The sequence below is a fragment of the Lysinibacillus sp. G4S2 genome (assembly GCF_030348505.1).
Classification (GTDB): Bacteria; Bacillota; Bacilli; order Bacillales_A; family Planococcaceae; genus Lysinibacillus.
The window spans coordinates 1,228,260-1,244,243 of the sequence record NZ_JAUCFJ010000002.1; the positions used below are offsets into that span (position 1 = coordinate 1,228,260).

General features: G+C 37.3%; 17 protein-coding genes. 12 read left to right on the top strand and 5 right to left on the bottom strand.

The features are described from left to right. The 5 genes from pknB to spoVM are packed head-to-tail and all read left to right on the top strand — an operon-like array spanning window position 1 to window position 4,314. On the top strand, window positions 1-1,977 hold the full coding sequence (gene pknB, locus QUF91_RS06195) for a Stk1 family PASTA domain-containing Ser/Thr kinase (protein WP_289417169.1): 1,977 nt from the start codon (window positions 1-3) through the stop codon (window positions 1,975-1,977). 11 nt (window positions 1,978-1,988) lie between these two features. Beyond that, a complete protein-coding gene (gene rsgA, locus QUF91_RS06200; RefSeq protein ID WP_289417170.1) occupies window positions 1,989-2,873 on the top strand; it encodes a ribosome small subunit-dependent GTPase A in 885 nt (294 codons plus the stop codon). A 2-nt stretch (window positions 2,874-2,875) separates the two neighbouring features. Further along, entirely contained in the window at window positions 2,876-3,544 is a 669-nt protein-coding gene (rpe, locus tag QUF91_RS06205) for a ribulose-phosphate 3-epimerase (protein WP_289417171.1), read from the top strand. Beyond that, window positions 3,541-4,194 carry a thiamine diphosphokinase gene (locus QUF91_RS06210; protein ID WP_285399550.1) on the top strand — a complete coding sequence of 218 codons (654 nt, stop codon included), beginning with the start codon at window positions 3,541-3,543 and terminating at the stop codon, window positions 4,192-4,194. Before rpe ends, QUF91_RS06210 begins: the two co-directional genes overlap by 4 nt. An 18-nt stretch (window positions 4,195-4,212) precedes the next feature. Further along, a complete protein-coding gene (spoVM, locus tag QUF91_RS06215) occupies window positions 4,213-4,314 on the top strand; it encodes a stage V sporulation protein SpoVM (protein ID WP_139114376.1) in 102 nt (33 codons plus the stop codon). Window positions 4,315-4,391: 77 nt separating this feature from the next. Here spoVM and QUF91_RS06220 read toward each other — a convergent pair whose 3' ends face one another. The 4 genes from QUF91_RS06220 to QUF91_RS06235 form a co-directional block, all read right to left on the bottom strand. Beyond that, window positions 4,392-4,538, bottom strand: a complete 147-nt coding sequence (locus tag QUF91_RS06220; RefSeq protein WP_289417172.1) for a hypothetical protein — start codon at window positions 4,536-4,538, stop codon at window positions 4,392-4,394. Between the two features lie 39 nt (window positions 4,539-4,577). After that, window positions 4,578-5,075: a hypothetical protein gene (locus QUF91_RS06225; protein WP_289417173.1), complete on the bottom strand. Its 498-nt coding sequence runs from the start codon at window positions 5,073-5,075 to the stop codon at window positions 4,578-4,580. Between the two features lie 314 nt (window positions 5,076-5,389). After that, window positions 5,390-5,578 carry a 50S ribosomal protein L28 gene (gene rpmB, locus QUF91_RS06230; RefSeq protein WP_004227417.1) on the bottom strand — a complete coding sequence of 63 codons (189 nt, stop codon included), beginning with the start codon at window positions 5,576-5,578 and terminating at the stop codon, window positions 5,390-5,392. A gap of 218 nt (window positions 5,579-5,796) precedes the next feature. Continuing rightward, on the bottom strand, window positions 5,797-6,537 hold the full coding sequence (locus QUF91_RS06235; protein WP_289417174.1) for an IclR family transcriptional regulator: 741 nt from the start codon (window positions 6,535-6,537) through the stop codon (window positions 5,797-5,799). Between the two features lie 190 nt (window positions 6,538-6,727). On the opposite strand from QUF91_RS06235, the gene QUF91_RS06240 reads away from it, so the two are divergent. The 4 genes from QUF91_RS06240 (at window position 6,728) to QUF91_RS06255 (ending at window position 11,582) form a co-directional block, all read left to right on the top strand. Then, a complete protein-coding gene (locus QUF91_RS06240) occupies window positions 6,728-7,600 on the top strand; it encodes a dimethylarginine dimethylaminohydrolase family protein (protein ID WP_289417175.1) in 873 nt (290 codons plus the stop codon). Between the two features lie 31 nt (window positions 7,601-7,631). Beyond that, entirely contained in the window at window positions 7,632-8,393 is a 762-nt protein-coding gene (locus QUF91_RS06245; RefSeq protein ID WP_289417176.1) for a dimethylarginine dimethylaminohydrolase family protein, read from the top strand. A 108-nt stretch (window positions 8,394-8,501) separates the two neighbouring features. Next, window positions 8,502-9,935, top strand: coding sequence for an amino acid permease (locus QUF91_RS06250; RefSeq protein WP_285399091.1), 1,434 nt, complete (start codon window positions 8,502-8,504; stop codon window positions 9,933-9,935). Between the two features lie 42 nt (window positions 9,936-9,977). Continuing rightward, window positions 9,978-11,582 carry a M20/M25/M40 family metallo-hydrolase gene (locus QUF91_RS06255; protein WP_285399092.1) on the top strand — a complete coding sequence of 535 codons (1,605 nt, stop codon included), beginning with the start codon at window positions 9,978-9,980 and terminating at the stop codon, window positions 11,580-11,582. 119 nt (window positions 11,583-11,701) lie between these two features. On the opposite strand, the gene QUF91_RS06260 is transcribed toward QUF91_RS06255, so the two are convergent. Further along, window positions 11,702-12,400, bottom strand: coding sequence for a hypothetical protein (locus QUF91_RS06260; RefSeq protein ID WP_289417177.1), 699 nt, complete (start codon window positions 12,398-12,400; stop codon window positions 11,702-11,704). Window positions 12,401-12,554: 154 nt separating this feature from the next. Here QUF91_RS06260 and QUF91_RS06265 point away from each other — a divergent pair, with 154 nt between their 5' ends. The 3 genes from QUF91_RS06265 to QUF91_RS06275 all read left to right on the top strand — a co-directional run bounded on the left by QUF91_RS06265 (window position 12,555) and on the right by QUF91_RS06275 (window position 15,900). After that, a complete protein-coding gene (locus QUF91_RS06265) occupies window positions 12,555-13,751 on the top strand; it encodes a GGDEF domain-containing protein (RefSeq protein WP_285399094.1) in 1,197 nt (398 codons plus the stop codon). Window positions 13,752-13,869: 118 nt separating this feature from the next. Then, window positions 13,870-14,232, top strand: coding sequence for an Asp23/Gls24 family envelope stress response protein (locus QUF91_RS06270; RefSeq protein WP_289417178.1), 363 nt, complete (start codon window positions 13,870-13,872; stop codon window positions 14,230-14,232). A gap of 18 nt (window positions 14,233-14,250) precedes the next feature. Next, window positions 14,251-15,900 carry a DAK2 domain-containing protein gene (locus QUF91_RS06275; protein WP_289417179.1) on the top strand — a complete coding sequence of 550 codons (1,650 nt, stop codon included), beginning with the start codon at window positions 14,251-14,253 and terminating at the stop codon, window positions 15,898-15,900. Window positions 15,901-15,984: the final 84 nt, after the last annotated feature.

The window sequence follows — 15,984 nt, forward strand, 5'->3', positions numbered from 1 at the left end:
ATGTTTGTAGGTAAACGAATTAGTGACCGTTATAAAGTTAAAGAGCTCATTGGTGGCGGTGGTATGTCCAATGTTTATTTGGCGCACGACATGATATTAAACCGAGATGTAGCGATTAAAATATTACGCTATGATTTTACCAATGAGGATGAATTACATCGGCGTTTTCAACGTGAGGCACTTTCTGCTACAAGTCTTACACATCCAAATATTGTTAGTGTTTATGATGTAGGTGAGGATGGCGATCTGCATTATATTGTAATGGAGTATGTCAAAGGAAAAACATTAAAGCAGTACATACAGGAATTTGCACCAATTTCTCCTGCCAGAAGTGTGCATATTATGAAACAGCTAACATCTGCAATTGCCGATGCTCATGAAAATCATATTATTCATCGTGACATTAAACCTCAAAATATTTTAATGGATGCTGATGGCAATGTGAAAATAACTGATTTTGGCATCGCGATGACGCTTAGTGCAACGTCATTTACACAAACAAACTCTGTGCTTGGAACTGTGCATTATTTGTCACCAGAGCAGGCTCGTGGTGGTACAGCGACAAACAAATCTGATATTTATGCACTTGGGATTGTTTTATATGAATTATTAACAGGGGAATTGCCATTTTCAGGCGAGTCAGCTGTTTCTATCGCGCTTAAACATTTACAATCTGAAACACCGTCAGTTCGTGCCTTCGATGCTACAATTCCACAAAGCTTGGAAAACGTTGTGCTAAAAGCTACAGCAAAAGATGCTTCTCATCGTTATTCAACTGTAGAAGAAATGCAAGGTGATTTAGAGACAGTTTTATCGCCAAAACGTATTAATGAACCGAAGTTTGCCATACCGGTAGATAATGATGTGACAAAGGCTATTCCGATTATAAAAGAGCCAACTGTGCGTAAAGACGAAGATTTAACGAAGACAAGAGCAATCGAACCAATCACTCAATCAAAGCCGAAACCCGAAGTGAAGAAGCCTGTTGAAAAGACAGCACCTGTAAAGAAAAAGAAAAAATGGCCAATATATGTAGCTGGGTTAGTAATAGTAGCCATTGCTACCCTCCTGTTCTTTATATTTGCAACAGGTGTATTTAGTCCGAAAAAGATATCTGTACCTGATGTAGCTAATTTAACTATCGATGAAGCTACTAAGAAATTAGAGGCAGAAGGCTTTGTTATTGGAGAAAAGCTGGAGCGAAACTCAGAGGACATAGAAAAGGATAAAGTTATTGAAACAGATCCTTCTCAGGGTACGGAGCGTGTAAAAGGTACGGAAGTAGACTTAGTCGTTAGTCTTGGGATAGAAAAGACGAAAGTGGAAGATTATAGAGGACAACAAATTAGCCAAGTTCGATCAATGTTAAAGGGTAAATTTTTAGAGCCAGAAATTAGCTACGTACATTCTACAGAGCCAGAAGGAACAATTATTGAACAAGAGCCGCTGCCACCAGAAGAAGTAATCGCTAAAGATACATCGATGAAATTTAAGGTAAGCGCAGGTGTAAAAATGGTTACCGTAGATAATGTTGTGAATTACACGAAGGCTCAAATGGATGAGTACGTAAGTAGAAAAGGCTTAAAATGGCGTGTTGCTCGTGAAGACTTTAATGATACAGTAGCTGCTGGAAGTGTTATTTCACAATTGACAAAAGCAGGAGCAGAAGTTGAAGCAGGCTCTACAATAGCTGTTGTTTTAAGTAAAGGACCCGCTGAAAAACCTGTTAAAACTTTGGTGAAGACGGTGGTAATTCCATATGAGCCAAAAGAGGAAGGTATGGAGCAAGCCATTCGTATTGAAATTCAAGATAAAAATCATACAATGTTAAAACCAGCTGATGAATTTACAATTACGGCTGAAAAACCGTATAAAATACAGCTTGTCATAGAAGAGGGTCAAGAAGGGGCTTATAAAATTATTCGTGACTCGGAAATTATAGATGAAAAAACAATCAACTACGATGATATCAAATAAGGGGGAATTGGATGGCGCAAGGCCAAATTCGTAAAGCACTAAGCGGTTATTATTATGTATATGATGGACAACAGCTTATACAATGTCGAGGGCGTGGGGTATTTCGCAATCGCGGAGAATCCCCACTCGTTGGCGACATTGTAGAATACACACTGGAAATAGAGGGATCGGACGGCACTATTCAAAAAATTATTGATCGCCAAAATGAATTAGTACGCCCTCCGATTGCCAATATTGATCAAGGTATTCTAGTGTTTTCTGTAAAAGAACCTAATTTTAATACAATTTTACTGGATCGTTTCTTAGTTGTTTTAGAGTCATTTCATGTTCATCCAATTATTTGTTTAACAAAGATGGATTTGCTAGAGGATCATGAACGTGAGGAATTACAAAGCTATATAGAAGATTATGAAGACATGGGGTATACTGTGCTACAAACCTATAAGGGTGAGGAAGAATTAATTGCACGCTTGCAACCCATATTAAAAGGGAAAACATCTGTTTTAGCAGGACAATCTGGAGTGGGAAAATCCACATTACTTAATACATTAATTCCAGATTTAAATTTAAAAACAGGCGTTATTTCACAAAGCTTAGGGCGCGGAAAACATACGACTCGCCACGTCGAATTAATCGAAGTATGCGATGGTTTATTAGCAGATACACCAGGATTTAGTTCATTTGATTTTGATGAAATAGAAAAAGAAGAGTTAGGTGCATGCTTCCCAGAAATGGCCCGAATTGCAGATGATTGTAAATTCAGAGGCTGTTTACACTTAAAGGAACCGAAATGTGCGGTAAAGGCAGCGGTAGAAGCTGGAGAACTTCGTGACTACCGCTATAAGCACTATGAACAATTTATGCAAGAAATTATGGATCGAAAGCCGAGGTATTAATGATGATACAAATAGCACCATCAATTTTAGCAGCCAACTTTGCTAAATTAGGAGAAGAAGTAAAGGAAGTAGAAAAAGCGGGTGCACAGCTTATTCATATTGATGTTATGGATGGTCATTTTGTGCCGAATATTTCATTTGGATCGATCGTATTAGACGCCATTCGTCCTTTAACTGATTTACCATTGGATGTTCATTTAATGATTGAAAATCCTGATCAGTATATTGAACAATTTGCAAAAGCAGGGGCAGACTATATTACAGTGCATGTAGAGGCTTGCCGCCATTTACACCGTACAATTCAATTAATTCGTTCGTACGGAGTCAAACCTGGTGTTGTATTAAATCCACATACACCAATAGAATCAATTCAACATATTTTAGAGGATATTGATATGGTGTTGTTCATGACTGTGAATCCAGGCTTTGGTGGGCAAAAATTCATTCATTCTGTAATACCAAAAATTGAAGCATTAGCAGCAATTATTAAAGAACGTAATCTTGATATTGCTATAGAAATCGACGGTGGTATTAATGCCGAGACTATTATTCCATGTGCACAAGCAGGAGCCACAATTTTTGTAGCTGGTTCAGCTATTTATAGTAAAGAAGATCGTACAGCGGCACTTCAGGAAATTTTAGCTGCTGGTGAGGCAGCGATTAAAGGATGACAGTAGTCGTAGTTTGTGCTGGTGGACCAAAAGAGGAACTCTGTTCGTTTAGTCCATTTAAAGAGAAAAGTGATGTGTTATTTATCGGAGCTGACCGAGGAGCACTTTATTTAATCGAGCAAGGAATCACACCACATGCCATCGTAGGAGATTTTGACTCACTTTCGCAAGAGGAATACGAACTGGTGATGGCACATACAAATGATAGACAACGATTTCAGGAAGAAAAAGATGAAACAGATACGGACCTAGCGATATTAAAAGCCTTGACCTATACACCGCTAGAAATTGTACTGACAGGTGTTACAGGTGGGCGCTTAGACCATTATGAGGCAGCAGTCCGTTCGATGTATCGCTTCCAAAAAGAGCATCCACAAGTAGTATTGAAGATTATTAATCACGCAAATATGTTGCAATTTTTAATGCCAGGCAAACACAACATTGAAGCAGACGAGCAATATCGTTATTTGTCTTTTTTTGCACATGAAGAGCCAATTAAAGATGTGACATTAAGGCAAGTAAAATATGAAACAACAAATGAAGAAATTTCTTTAGGGACATCCCGCTTTACAAGTAATGAAATAATAGGTAATTCAGGGTCTATATCTTTCACGCAAGGCATATGTTTAATGATAAGAAGCATAGATTAGCGTGAGGGGGAGAGAGTCCTGAAAGTATATACATTCCAGCTACCGAAATTTGTGAGTAGTATTACGCGCACATGTATCAATCTTTTTAAAAAAGAAAAGAAAGTAAAAAAATCCGACTAACACTAGTCGGATTTTTACTGTTTTTGAGAAATAAATGTGTCCATGAAATTAAATGTGGCATGCAAAAAATATCGTTCTTAGGCAAAACGAGGGTAGATTTCCGTTCCGGCTGGGCGCTTTGTAGCTGACGCTTCGCTTTCGCTACAGAAAACATTTGTAGCTGACGCTTCGCTTTCGCACAGATAAAACATTTGTAGCTGCCGCTTCGCTATCGCACAGATCACATAGCATGTCGCTCTAAAATATTGTGATAAAACGAAACGTCAGCAAACTGTGAGAAAGGAAGTGACTGCAAAAGGGTTTCGTCTGTGTGAAAGCGAAGCGAATGGATGTTCCAAAATGTCAATCGCTGATAAAGTGTCATGAATCGCTGATAACATAATGAAAACCGCTGATAAAGAGCCGTGAATCGCTGCTAACATAATGAAAATCGCTGATAAAGTGTCGTGAATCGCTGATAACATAATGAAAACCGCTGATAAAGTGCCATGAATCGCTGATAACATAATGAAAATCGCTGATAAAGTGCCGTGAATCGCTGATAACATAATGAAAACCGCTGATAAAATGTCATGAATCGCTGATAAAATCATGAAAATCGCTGATAAAGAGTCATGAATCGCTGATAACATAATGAAAACCGCTGATAAAATGCCATGAATCGCTGATAAAATCATGAAAATCGCTGATAAAGAGTCATGAATCGCTGATAACATAATGAAAACCGCTGATAAAATGCCATGAATCGCTGATAACATCATGAAAATCAACCCCTCGTTTTGCCGAGGAGCCATACTTTATTATATTGTAACTGCCGTTTCTCTAGATAACAGGCGATTTGTTATGCTGAATTGAGGGTGTTATATGAAAAAAAGCCGCTAGTAATTACAACGAGACGTGATTACTTGCGGCTTAGCATTTCATTGTATTTAAGGTCGCCCACTAGAACGAATGATTAAATACAACTACTGCTTTATATAAATATTCACAAAGGCGGTTGGTAGTCTGCCCAGTTAATTAGAAAGAAAAAAATCGATTTGCGCCAAATGCCAAATCGATTTTTTGGAAGCAACGATTAAACGCGCTCAATTTTACCTGATTTTAATGCACGAGCAGAAACCCATACACGTTTTGGTTTACCGTCTACTAAGATACGAACTTTTTGAAGGTTAGCACCCCAAGTACGTTTGTTAGCGTTCATAGCGTGGGAACGGTTGTTACCAGTACGAGCTTTACGTCCAGTGATTACACATTGTTTTGGCATGTTGTATTCCCTCCTTACTGTTTATGCTGAAAGATTATTATTTCAGTTCGGTATTTCACATACCATAATAATTTAACATACGATGACGTTCAGTGCAACAGTTTTCACATAACCTTTCAAGAAAAAAACCTTTACAGACATAAAAAATTGTCAGATAAGAGGGAATCAATTTCTGGATACAGCAAATCTAGGCTAATATAATTAAAAAGTTTTCAATATTATTTTTCTCGATAGCCAAGCTTCATAGAAACATGTTTTCCAGTTTCCACCAAATGCGCGGTAAGGGTATTAATATGTTCCTCAGAAACGTTAAAGCTAACAAAACCTATACTTACAGCACCTACTATTTCATTAAAACCATTTAAAATGGAAACTGCAATGGAGGATGTTCCGGCTGTTTTCTCCCCATGACTTATGGCAAATCCCTGTAGTCTAATTTGATTAAGCTGTGCCTCTAATTCAGCGATTTCTTCTTGTGGAATGAGCTGTTTAATAATTTCATTTGCTTGAGAAACAGGCATTGCGGCTAAAATGGCCTTATTTGCAGCGCCAATATGCATCGGTATACGAATCCCTAACTGATCATAAATGCGAATTGGATTAGCTGCACTGTCTATTCTTTCGATAATGATCGTATCTAAACCAGCAGGCTTACTTAAATAGACACTTTCCTCGACCTCTCTAGCTAAACGCTCTAATTCTGGCCTAATTTTACTAATGTAGTCCATCGTATCATACACTTGTAGGCCAAGCTCCATCCATATTGTACCAAGTCGATATTGTTTCGTTTGATCGTCTTGCTCAATCATTCCTTCCTTAATCATCGCTTTTAAAATTCTATGTAATGTACTAAGTGGCAAATTACATTTTGCCGAAAGCTCTGAAATGGACAAGCTGTTTTCACTTGCTTCAGAAGCCAAAACTTTGGCAATTGTCATAGCTCGTTCTAATAATTGCATTCATGTTCCACCTCCCCTTTACTTATTGTATTTTCATTCCTTGTCTACGTCTAGCTACATGTGTTAGTAGATAGAAAATAAAAACTTTTCTAAATATATTGACAGTATACCGTAAAACACATATATTTTTCATATAAACTTTCCTCTTAACGGAAACGTTTTCCACTACACGGAAAAAGGGGTGAAGGGAATGCATTATTGTTCATCAATGTATGCACCTTTGAAACACGTAATAGTAAAACATCCAAAAGATGCTTTCCGAGGTCAAGAGCATCTTAGTGATGAATGGAAAACATTTAATTACTTATCAGAACCTAACTATAATGAGGCTCTTAGAGAATATGCTGAATTTACTAGCATTCTCGAAAAATATGTTGAAAAAATTGATTATCTACCAGAGTCAGAAGAAGTAGGGTTGGATTCGCTATATGCACATGACCCTGTCAAATTTACACCAAAAGGGGCTATTATCTTAAAATCTGGAAAAAAATTAAGACAGCCAGAAGCAGCTGTTTATAAAGCATTTTTACAAGAAAAGGGCATTCCAGTAATCGGTGAATTGACTGGAGATGCTGTTTCAGATGGTGGCGATATTGTTTGGCTTGATGACCGTACACTTGTTGTAGGTCGAGGCTATCGAACGAATGATGAAGCGATTCGTCAGCTAAAGGACATGACGGCGGATATTGTCGATGAATTCATTGTTGTCCAGCTACCCCATGATTTAGGTGAAGCAGAATGTTTACACTTAATGTCCTTTATTAGTATGGTGGACAAGGATTTAGCAGTTGTACATTCACGATTAATGCCAGTCTTTTTCCGTCAGATGTTAATCGATCGAGGTATTCAATTAGTTGAAGTACCGAAAGATGAATATGATGCGCTAGGCTGTAACGTCTTAGCACTTGCACCTAGAGTGTGTATTATTCCAAATGGAAATCCAATGACAAAGCAACAATTACTTGAAGCAAGCGCAACAGTTTATGAATATAAAGGAAATGAAATTACGGTAAAAGGAACAGGTGGACCAACATGTCTAACTTGTCCAGTAGTAAGAGGATAAAAGAATAGAAGGATAAAAGGAGACGAAGTAAATGTTTAAAAATGTGATAGTAAAAAATCCAGGAAATAGTTATGTAAACGGTTTAACAACTAGTGACTTAGGAAAACCAATTTTAGAAAAATTATTTGAGCAGCATGAAAAATATGTAGAAGCTTTAAAGAAATGTGGCGTCGAGGTTACACAGCTTCCAGCGAATGAGGCTTTTCCAGATTCGACATTCGTAGAGGATACAAGTGTATTAACAGCTGAATTTGCCATTATTTCAAACCCTGGGGCAGAAGCACGTAATCGTGAGATTGAGGACATTGAACCGGCTGTTAAAAAATTCTATGAAAAATTATATTATATCGAAGGCCCAGGAACACTTGATGGCGGAGATGTATTACAGGCAGAAAAGAAATTTTATGTCGGCATTTCTGATCGTACGAATGAAGAAGGAGCACGACAATTCAAAGAAATCATTGAAAAAGAAGGCTATGAGGCAACGATTATTCCGTTAAAAGAATTTTTCCATTTAAAGACGGGTATCGCCTATGTTGGTGAAAATCGTATGGTGCTAGCAGGTGAGTTCATCAATCATCCTGCGTTCGAATCCTATGAAAAAATTATTATTCCTAAAGAAGATGAGTATTCAGCAAACTGTATTCAAGTGAACGATTATGTCATTATTCCAGCTGGTTACCCAGAAACAAATCGTAAATTAAAGGATTTAGGCTATCAAACAATTGAGCTTGAAATGTCTGAATTTAGAAAACATGATGGTGGGTTAAGCTGCTTGTCATTACGTTTTTAGTTTTAAAAATACCCAATCAATTTAAAGCGGATAAATTGATTGGGTACTTTAGTAGAATAAATATCAGAATTTTTGAAATTCTGACGGCAACTAGAGAGGTGGGGATGGATGTTGAGTAAAGGGGAACAACGGCAAGATAATCAATTAAACCGTTCAATGAAGAGTCGCCATTTATTAATGCTATCACTCGGTGGAGTTATTGGGACAGGATTGTTTTTAAATGTTGGCTATACAATTAATCAGGCAGGTCCAGGTGGAGCGTTAATTGGTTATATATTCGGTGGTTTAATATTGTATATGGTAATGAATTGTCTTGGGGAATTAGCTGTTTATATGCCTGTAACGGGTTCTTTTCAAACTTATGCAACACGTTTTATTAGTCCTTCAGCAGGCTTTTCTTTAGGGTGGATGTATTTTGTTGGATCAGCTGCCACAGCAGGGGTAGAATTTACAGCGGCGGGAATTTTGATGCAACATTGGTTCCCAAATGTCCCTATTTGGATATGGTGTGCCGTATTCATGGTGCTGTTATTTACCTTAAATGCATTAACAACTAGAGGATTTGCAGAAGCGGAATTCTGGTTTGCAAGTATTAAAGTCATTGCGGTGATTGCTTTTATCGTCATAGGAGCGGCAGCAATCTTTGGATTGATTCCATTAGCTGATCGTCCAACACCACATTTTACGAATTTAGCACCATCTGGTTTATTCCCAGCAGGTATTTCAATTATATTTGTCACAATGATGAATGTTATCTTTTCTTATCAAGGATCTGAACTTGTCGGTATTGCAGCAGGAGAAACTGAAAATCCTGAAAAAAATATTCCGCGGGCAATACGCACAATTCTGTTTAGGATTATTGTTTTCTATATTGCTTCTATTATTGTTTTATCTGCTATATTCCCGGCATCGGAGCTTGGACTACTGGAAAGTCCATTTGTCACTTTAATGAATTTAGCTGGCGTTCCATATGCGGCTGGTATCATGAATTTTGTTATTCTAACTGCGATATTATCAGTAGGTAACTCGTGTCTATATGCTTCAACACGTTTACTATGGTCGATGTCAAAAGAGGGAATGGCTCCTAAATTATTCGGACGACTAACGAAAAATAAAGTGCCATTAAATGCACTTATTTTCACGATGCTTTTCTCGCTGCTTTCTTTATTAACGAGCGTAATGGAAGCAGATGCAGTATTTGTTTTACTCATGTCTATTGCAGGAATTTCTGTAACTATTTCGTGGATGGGAATTTGTGCATCTCAATTGATGTTCCGATATCGTTATGTGAAAGCGGGAGGGAATGTGGCTGATTTAAAATTTAAAACGCCATTTTATCCATTGATTCCGGTGTTCTGTATTATTTTTTGTATGCTAATTCTAGTCTTTTTAGCGTTTGACCCAACACAAAGAATTGGTTTACTATACGGTATTGGATTCTTTATTGCTTGCATGATTTTCTATAAATTTAAATTGAGTAAAACGAATACAGTTTCTTCTGAGATTGAAATAAAAAATGAGGAATCACTTGATATACATTGATATGTATTCGGTATTGAGAAGATCGGATAAAGGAGAATTTTTATGAATGTTTATCTTTGGAACACACCTGAAAAACTACGCGCACTATTATGTGAACTTGTCAGTTGGGAAAGTAGGACGTTAACGAAAGGTGAAAATGAGTTTGCCTATAAATTAAAAAATTCATTGCAAGCGCTTTCTTATTTTCAAAATAATCCAGAATTTATTGCATTACATGATGCGGGTCTTGGACGCAATGCTGTAACTGCTTTGTACAAGCACCCAAATGCGACAGAAACGGTCGTGTTAATAAGTCATTTTGATACTGTTCATACTGAAGAATATGGTGAGCTAGAGCCATTAGCCTTCTACCCTGAAGAGTTGACAAAAAAGCTAATGGAACCTAAATATAAAAAAGATTTACCAGATGCGGCAAGAATTGATTTAGAATCAGGCAACTACTTATTTGGTCGTGGGACGATGGATATGAAAATGGGGCTTGCTTTGCATATGCAGCTGATTGAAAAGGCAAGTATCGAAGAGTGGCCAATTAATCTTATTTTAACGGCGGTGCCTGATGAAGAAGTGAACTCTGCTGGGATGCGTGCAGCAGTTGTTGAGCTTGTAAGACTTCGTGAACAGCATGGATTAGCTTATAAACTATTTTTAAATAGTGAGCCTTCTTTTTCACAAGGTCCAGCTGATACCAATGAATATATTTATTCAGGAACGATTGGTAAAATTATGCCTGCTACCTTATTTTATGGAAAAGAGACACATGTGGGTGAGCCGCTAAAAGGAATGACAGCAAATTATATTGCTTCATACATGACACAGCATATGGAGTGGAATCCAATTTTCCGTGAAACAGATCTTGGTGAAAGTACGCCATTACCCGTATCCTTACAATTAAAAGATTTGAAAATGGAGTACTCTACACAAACGCCATATCGTGCAGCAGCTCTTTATAATGTGTTTTTATTAAAGCGCACAGCATCTGAAGTAATGGATATTTTTGAACAAGTTGCATTGGAGGCAATGTCAGCTTGTAATGAGCAATATAAGCAAATTTGTGAGCGAGAAAAGGTAAAGGGTGTAGGTGAAGTAAAAGTACTTCGTTATGAAATGCTTTTAGAGCATGCGATCAATAAATTAGGAGCAAAAGAAGTAAATTTAATAAAAAGTCAAGTTCTTGAAAATAGTACTTGGGATGATCGAGAAAAATCTATTCGCATCGTGGATCAGTTAATGATCCGTTGCCAGGAACTAACGCCAGCAACAGTGCTATTATTTGCACCGCCTTACTATCCGGCGATCAACTCATCCAATCATCCACTTGTCATTCAATCGATAGAATTAATGAAGAAAACGGCGAAAACATTTGATATCGAGGTTGAGCAAATTCACTATTTTAATGGTATTTGCGATTTAAGTTATGTCAATTACTCAGATGGCTCAAATGAATGGACTGCATTTGAGTGCAACACGCCTGTATGGGGAGATACGTATAGCATCCCATTTGAAGCAATGTCCGAATTACAAGGCCCCGTTTTAAATGTTGGACCTTTTGGAAAGGATGCACATCAAAAAACAGAAAGACTACACGTGGATAGTGCTTTTAAGGAAATGCCAGTGATGATTGACACGCTTATTAAAAGTCTATTTTAATTTAAGGCAGTGGAAGGTCGTCATTATGATAAAGAAAAATGTAAGAAAGCTGATGTGATTTAAAGCATCAGCTTTTTAGTGTTGAAAAACTATTGTGTCAATGAAATTAAGGTGTCCCATTAAATATAGTATGGCTCTTCGGTAAAACGAGGGGTTGATTTCCGTTCCGGCTGAGCTTCCCTGGAGGCGTCCGAAAAGCAGCTTGGATCCATAAATGTTTTATGTGCGAAATCGAAGCGATTCGGTGCTCCAAAATGCCAATCGCTGATAACATCAGGAAAACCGCTGATAAACTGCCAAGAATCTCTGATAAAATCGAGAAACCGCTGATAAACTGCCGATAATCGCTGATAAAATCGAGGAACCCGCTGATAAACTGCCAAGAATCGCTGATAAAATCGAGGAAACCGCTGATAAACTGCCGAGAATCGCTGATAAAATCGAGGAAACCGCTGATAAACTGCCAATAATCGCTGATAAAATCGAGGAACCCGCTGATAAACTGCCGAAAATCGCTGATAAAATCGAGGAACCCGCTGATAAATGCCGATAATCGCTGATAAAATCGAGGAAACCGCTGATAAACTGCCAATAATCGCTGATAACATCAGGAAAACAGCTAATAGAACTTTTGTTTGCGACTTCGCAAATTCAGCTAAGTACTGTAATATGGTGTTGTCTAAATCAATTATTTGGGAATTTTTTTCAAGATTTTGGTTTATCACTAAAAGTTGAGAATGAGCTAAGTTTTTGTTAAAAGATTGAGCCGTTTTTGTTCTTTTTTTAACAAATTTGCGAAGATTACTTGTGTTTTTCATTACTTAGACGATAAAACTAGGACAAATTATCTTCATTTCAGCAAATGTTTTCTGTAGCGAAAGCAAAGCGACAGCTACAAATGTTTTCTGTGCGACAGCTACGATTACGCCAAGACGAAATTGATTTGAAAGATTGTTATTAGGAGCGGATGTTATGGAAAATCAAGAAAAGCTAGCTCTATCTATACAAAAAGAAATGATTCAATTTAATTTAAAACGTATGCGAACTGTAGCGTGGACTTTAATGTACGTGACAGCCATCATTACAATAATTCATTATGGTGAGGTGTTCTTTTCTGAAACTGAAAGTGAGATGGTACCAGTTTATATAGCCATTCACACTATTTTGTTTTATATAGATTTAGCAGTGTTATTATTTGTGAGAGAAAAGAAGATTCAGGTTACATCTTTAAATTTGCGAAAATACGAATTTATCTTACTTGCTTATATTTATACTATATTGTTATTAATTACTGTGATAACCGTAATGGACGTATATTTCTTTAAACATGCAGCTCTTTATGAGGTACTGTTTTTAATGATTTGTACTGTTTTTGCCATCCCTTTTCGGAAAATTTTTTGGATTATGTTCATAACAGTTCCGGCCATTTTAATAAGTGCCTATATGAGTAATGGGATTTCGGGTGAAGGTATTAAAGTGTTTTTACCGATGTCTCTTATTATTCCAATGGGGCTAATTATTCAGCGTCATACTTATAAAGTACAAAAACAATTTACGACACAGCACATTTTATTAGATGAAGAAATGACAAAATCTAAGCAGTTGTCAAAATTATTAGCGGAGAAAAATAACGAGCTATCAGAGCAAGCACTTCGTGACACGTTGACAAACCTTCCAAATCGACGAGCTTTTAATAATAAACTGACACAAATCGGGCAACAACTTAGTAAACCAAAGTCTTTAACCGTGATAATGGTGGATATTGATTTCTTTAAAAATTTCAATGATTATTATGGTCATTTACAGGGTGATGAAGCTTTAAAAAAAGTGGCAGCTCTGATAGAGGAAATTGCAGAAAAGTATAATGCATTTGCTGCACGTTGGGGCGGCGAAGAATTCATAATCGTTAGTCACCATGCCGCAAAATTTGCTGAGCATGTCTGTGAGGAAATATTAGAAGAAGTCTACAACTTAAACATTCGTCATGAGCGTTCAAAAATAGCTGATGTTGTAACAGTCAGTATTGGGATGTGCCATGCCAAGATCTCAATAAGCGAGCATTTGAATACATGCTGTGCATTAGCTGACGAAGCATTATATACAGCAAAACAAAACGGTCGTAACAACTTTTACAGCAAAAATGAAAATTTAGATGAAGTGGTATGTTAATTTGTATCATGTCAGTAAAACGTTGATACAGTGCGCTTTCATCTCCTCCTAGGTTGCTTAATATATAACAAAAGTGTTACAATATAGTTTAGTCAAAAAGAGCCAAGGGGGCATTTCTATGTCAATTGAATTAAACAATGAATTCGGCCAAATTGATATTTCAACAGATGTACTTGCGCAAATTGCTGGTGGCGCTGCTGTAGAATGCTACGGTATTGTTGGCATGGCATCTAAACATCAAATTCGTGATGGTCTAACTGATATTTTACGTAAAGAAAATTTTGCAAAAGGTGTTGTTGTTCGAAAACAAGACGACGATTTACATATTGATATGTACATTATTGTTAGTTACGGGACAAAAATTTCAGAAGTGGCTTATCAAGTACAATCAAAAGTGAAATATACAGTGGATAAAACATTAGGTATGAGCGTAAAATCTGTCAATATCTTTGTGCAGGGCGTTCGTGTAGCGAATGATTAAGAGGAGGAACTAAATCGAATGCAGTCTTTAGACGGAATAAAGTTTGCAGAAATGGTGCAAATGGGTGCCCATCACCTATTCCAAAATGCAAATTATGTTGATTCATTAAATGTATTTCCAGTACCGGATGGAGATACAGGAACGAATATGAACTTGTCGATGACATCTGGCGCAAAGGAGACAGAACTTTCTGCTTCAGAACATATCGGTAAAACAGCACAGGCTTTGTCAAAAGGTTTACTTATGGGAGCGCGCGGAAATTCTGGGGTTATTTTATCGCAGCTATTCCGTGGCTTTGGTAAGGCTATTGAAAAAGAAGAGACAATTGATGCCAAGGGCTTTGCAAGTGCCTTCCAAGCCGGCGTTGATACAGCTTATAAAGCAGTAATGAAGCCAGTTGAAGGAACGATTTTAACAGTAGCACGTGAAGCGGCACAAAAAGGCGTGGAAGTGGCAGAAACTGAAAATGATATCATTACAGTGATGGAAGCATTTACTGCTGAAGCACAGGCTTCGTTGGAACGTACACCTGAGCTTCTACCTGTTCTTAAAGAAGTAGGTGTTGTCGATAGTGGTGGTCAGGGGCTTCTATTTGTGTATGAAGGGTTCTTAGCATCTTTAAAAGGTGAGCCATTACCGCAGAAAAACGAAGCAACTTTAGATGATTTAATCAATGCAGAGCATCATAGAGCACAAGATTTTATGAATACAGTTGATATTGAGTTTGGTTATTGTACAGAAATCATGGTACGTTTTGAAGAAGGGAAAGAGCCATTTAGCGAAGAACAATTCCGCAATGAATTAAACCCTCTAGGTGATTCTTTACTCGTTATTTCGGATGAAGAGATTGCAAAAGTGCATATTCATTCCGAGCAACCTGGCGCTGTTTTAGCTATGGGTCAAAAATACGGTAGTCTTATTAAAATTAAGGTCGACAATATGCGTGAACAGCATTCTGCCATCGTTGGTGAGGATCATAAAGCACCAACTCCTGCTAAAAAAGTAGAAAAGCATCCATATGCAATTGTAACGATTGCAATGGGCGAGGGAGTTGCTGAATTACTTCGTTCAATTGGTGCTTCTTATGTTATTGAAGGTGGTCAAACTATGAACCCTTCAACTGAAGATATTGTGAAGGCAGTACAAGAAATTGGTGCTGAAAAAGTGTTGATTTTACCAAATAACAAAAATATCGTCATGGCAGCAGAACAAGCAGTAGAGCTTTTAGATATTGAAGCGGCAGTAGTTCCAACGAAAACAATCCCTCAAGGTATGGCGGCGATTCTATCGTTTAATCCAGAAACGACAGTTGAAACGAACCAAGCAACAATGACAGAAGCTTTTGCAAATGTGAAAACAGGCCAAGTAACTTATGCAGTTCGAGATACATCTATTGATGGTGTAGAAATCCATAAAGATGATTTCATGGCACTTGCGGAAGGAAAAATTGTCTTATCTACTCCGGCATTAAAAGATGCAGCTGAGAAGGTAATTACTGATTTAGTAGATGAAGATGCAGAAATTGTAACAGTTATCTATGGTGAGGAAACAACAGAAGAAAATGCCTCAGAATTAGTGAAATTTATTGAAGAAAATTATCCAGAGGTCGAAGTAGAGTTATTTAATGGTAAACAAGGATTATATCCATATATTATTTCAGTAGAATAATTCAATGCTACTTTGCGAATAAGTAGACAAAGCAGTGCACAAGCCGTGTACTGCTTTTGTTTATGGTACAAGGAAAATAGGGTA

What these genes read in the sequence shown, in the direction of transcription:
- pknB (WP_289417169.1), top strand. Translation starts at nt 1, where the DNA reads ATGTTTGTAGGTAAACGAATTAGTGACCGTTATAAAGTTAAAGAGCTC.
- rsgA (WP_289417170.1), top strand. Translation starts at nt 1,989, where the DNA reads ATGGCGCAAGGCCAAATTCGTAAAGCACTAAGCGGTTATTATTATGTA.
- rpe (WP_289417171.1), top strand. Translation starts at nt 2,876, where the DNA reads ATGATACAAATAGCACCATCAATTTTAGCAGCCAACTTTGCTAAATTA.
- QUF91_RS06210 (WP_285399550.1), top strand. Translation starts at nt 3,541, where the DNA reads ATGACAGTAGTCGTAGTTTGTGCTGGTGGACCAAAAGAGGAACTCTGT.
- QUF91_RS06225 (WP_289417173.1), bottom strand. Translation starts at nt 5,075, where the DNA reads ATGATGTTATCAGCGATTCATGGCATTTTATCAGCGGTTTTCATTATG.
- rpmB (WP_004227417.1), bottom strand. Translation starts at nt 5,578, where the DNA reads ATGCCAAAACAATGTGTAATCACTGGACGTAAAGCTCGTACTGGTAAC.
- QUF91_RS06235 (WP_289417174.1), bottom strand. Translation starts at nt 6,537, where the DNA reads ATGCAATTATTAGAACGAGCTATGACAATTGCCAAAGTTTTGGCTTCT.
- QUF91_RS06240 (WP_289417175.1), top strand. Translation starts at nt 6,728, where the DNA reads ATGCATTATTGTTCATCAATGTATGCACCTTTGAAACACGTAATAGTA.
- QUF91_RS06245 (WP_289417176.1), top strand. Translation starts at nt 7,632, where the DNA reads ATGTTTAAAAATGTGATAGTAAAAAATCCAGGAAATAGTTATGTAAAC.
- QUF91_RS06250 (WP_285399091.1), top strand. Translation starts at nt 8,502, where the DNA reads ATGTTGAGTAAAGGGGAACAACGGCAAGATAATCAATTAAACCGTTCA.
- QUF91_RS06255 (WP_285399092.1), top strand. Translation starts at nt 9,978, where the DNA reads ATGAATGTTTATCTTTGGAACACACCTGAAAAACTACGCGCACTATTA.
- QUF91_RS06260 (WP_289417177.1), bottom strand. Translation starts at nt 12,400, where the DNA reads ATGAAAAACACAAGTAATCTTCGCAAATTTGTTAAAAAAAGAACAAAA.
- QUF91_RS06265 (WP_285399094.1), top strand. Translation starts at nt 12,555, where the DNA reads ATGGAAAATCAAGAAAAGCTAGCTCTATCTATACAAAAAGAAATGATT.
- QUF91_RS06270 (WP_289417178.1), top strand. Translation starts at nt 13,870, where the DNA reads ATGTCAATTGAATTAAACAATGAATTCGGCCAAATTGATATTTCAACA.
- QUF91_RS06275 (WP_289417179.1), top strand. Translation starts at nt 14,251, where the DNA reads ATGCAGTCTTTAGACGGAATAAAGTTTGCAGAAATGGTGCAAATGGGT.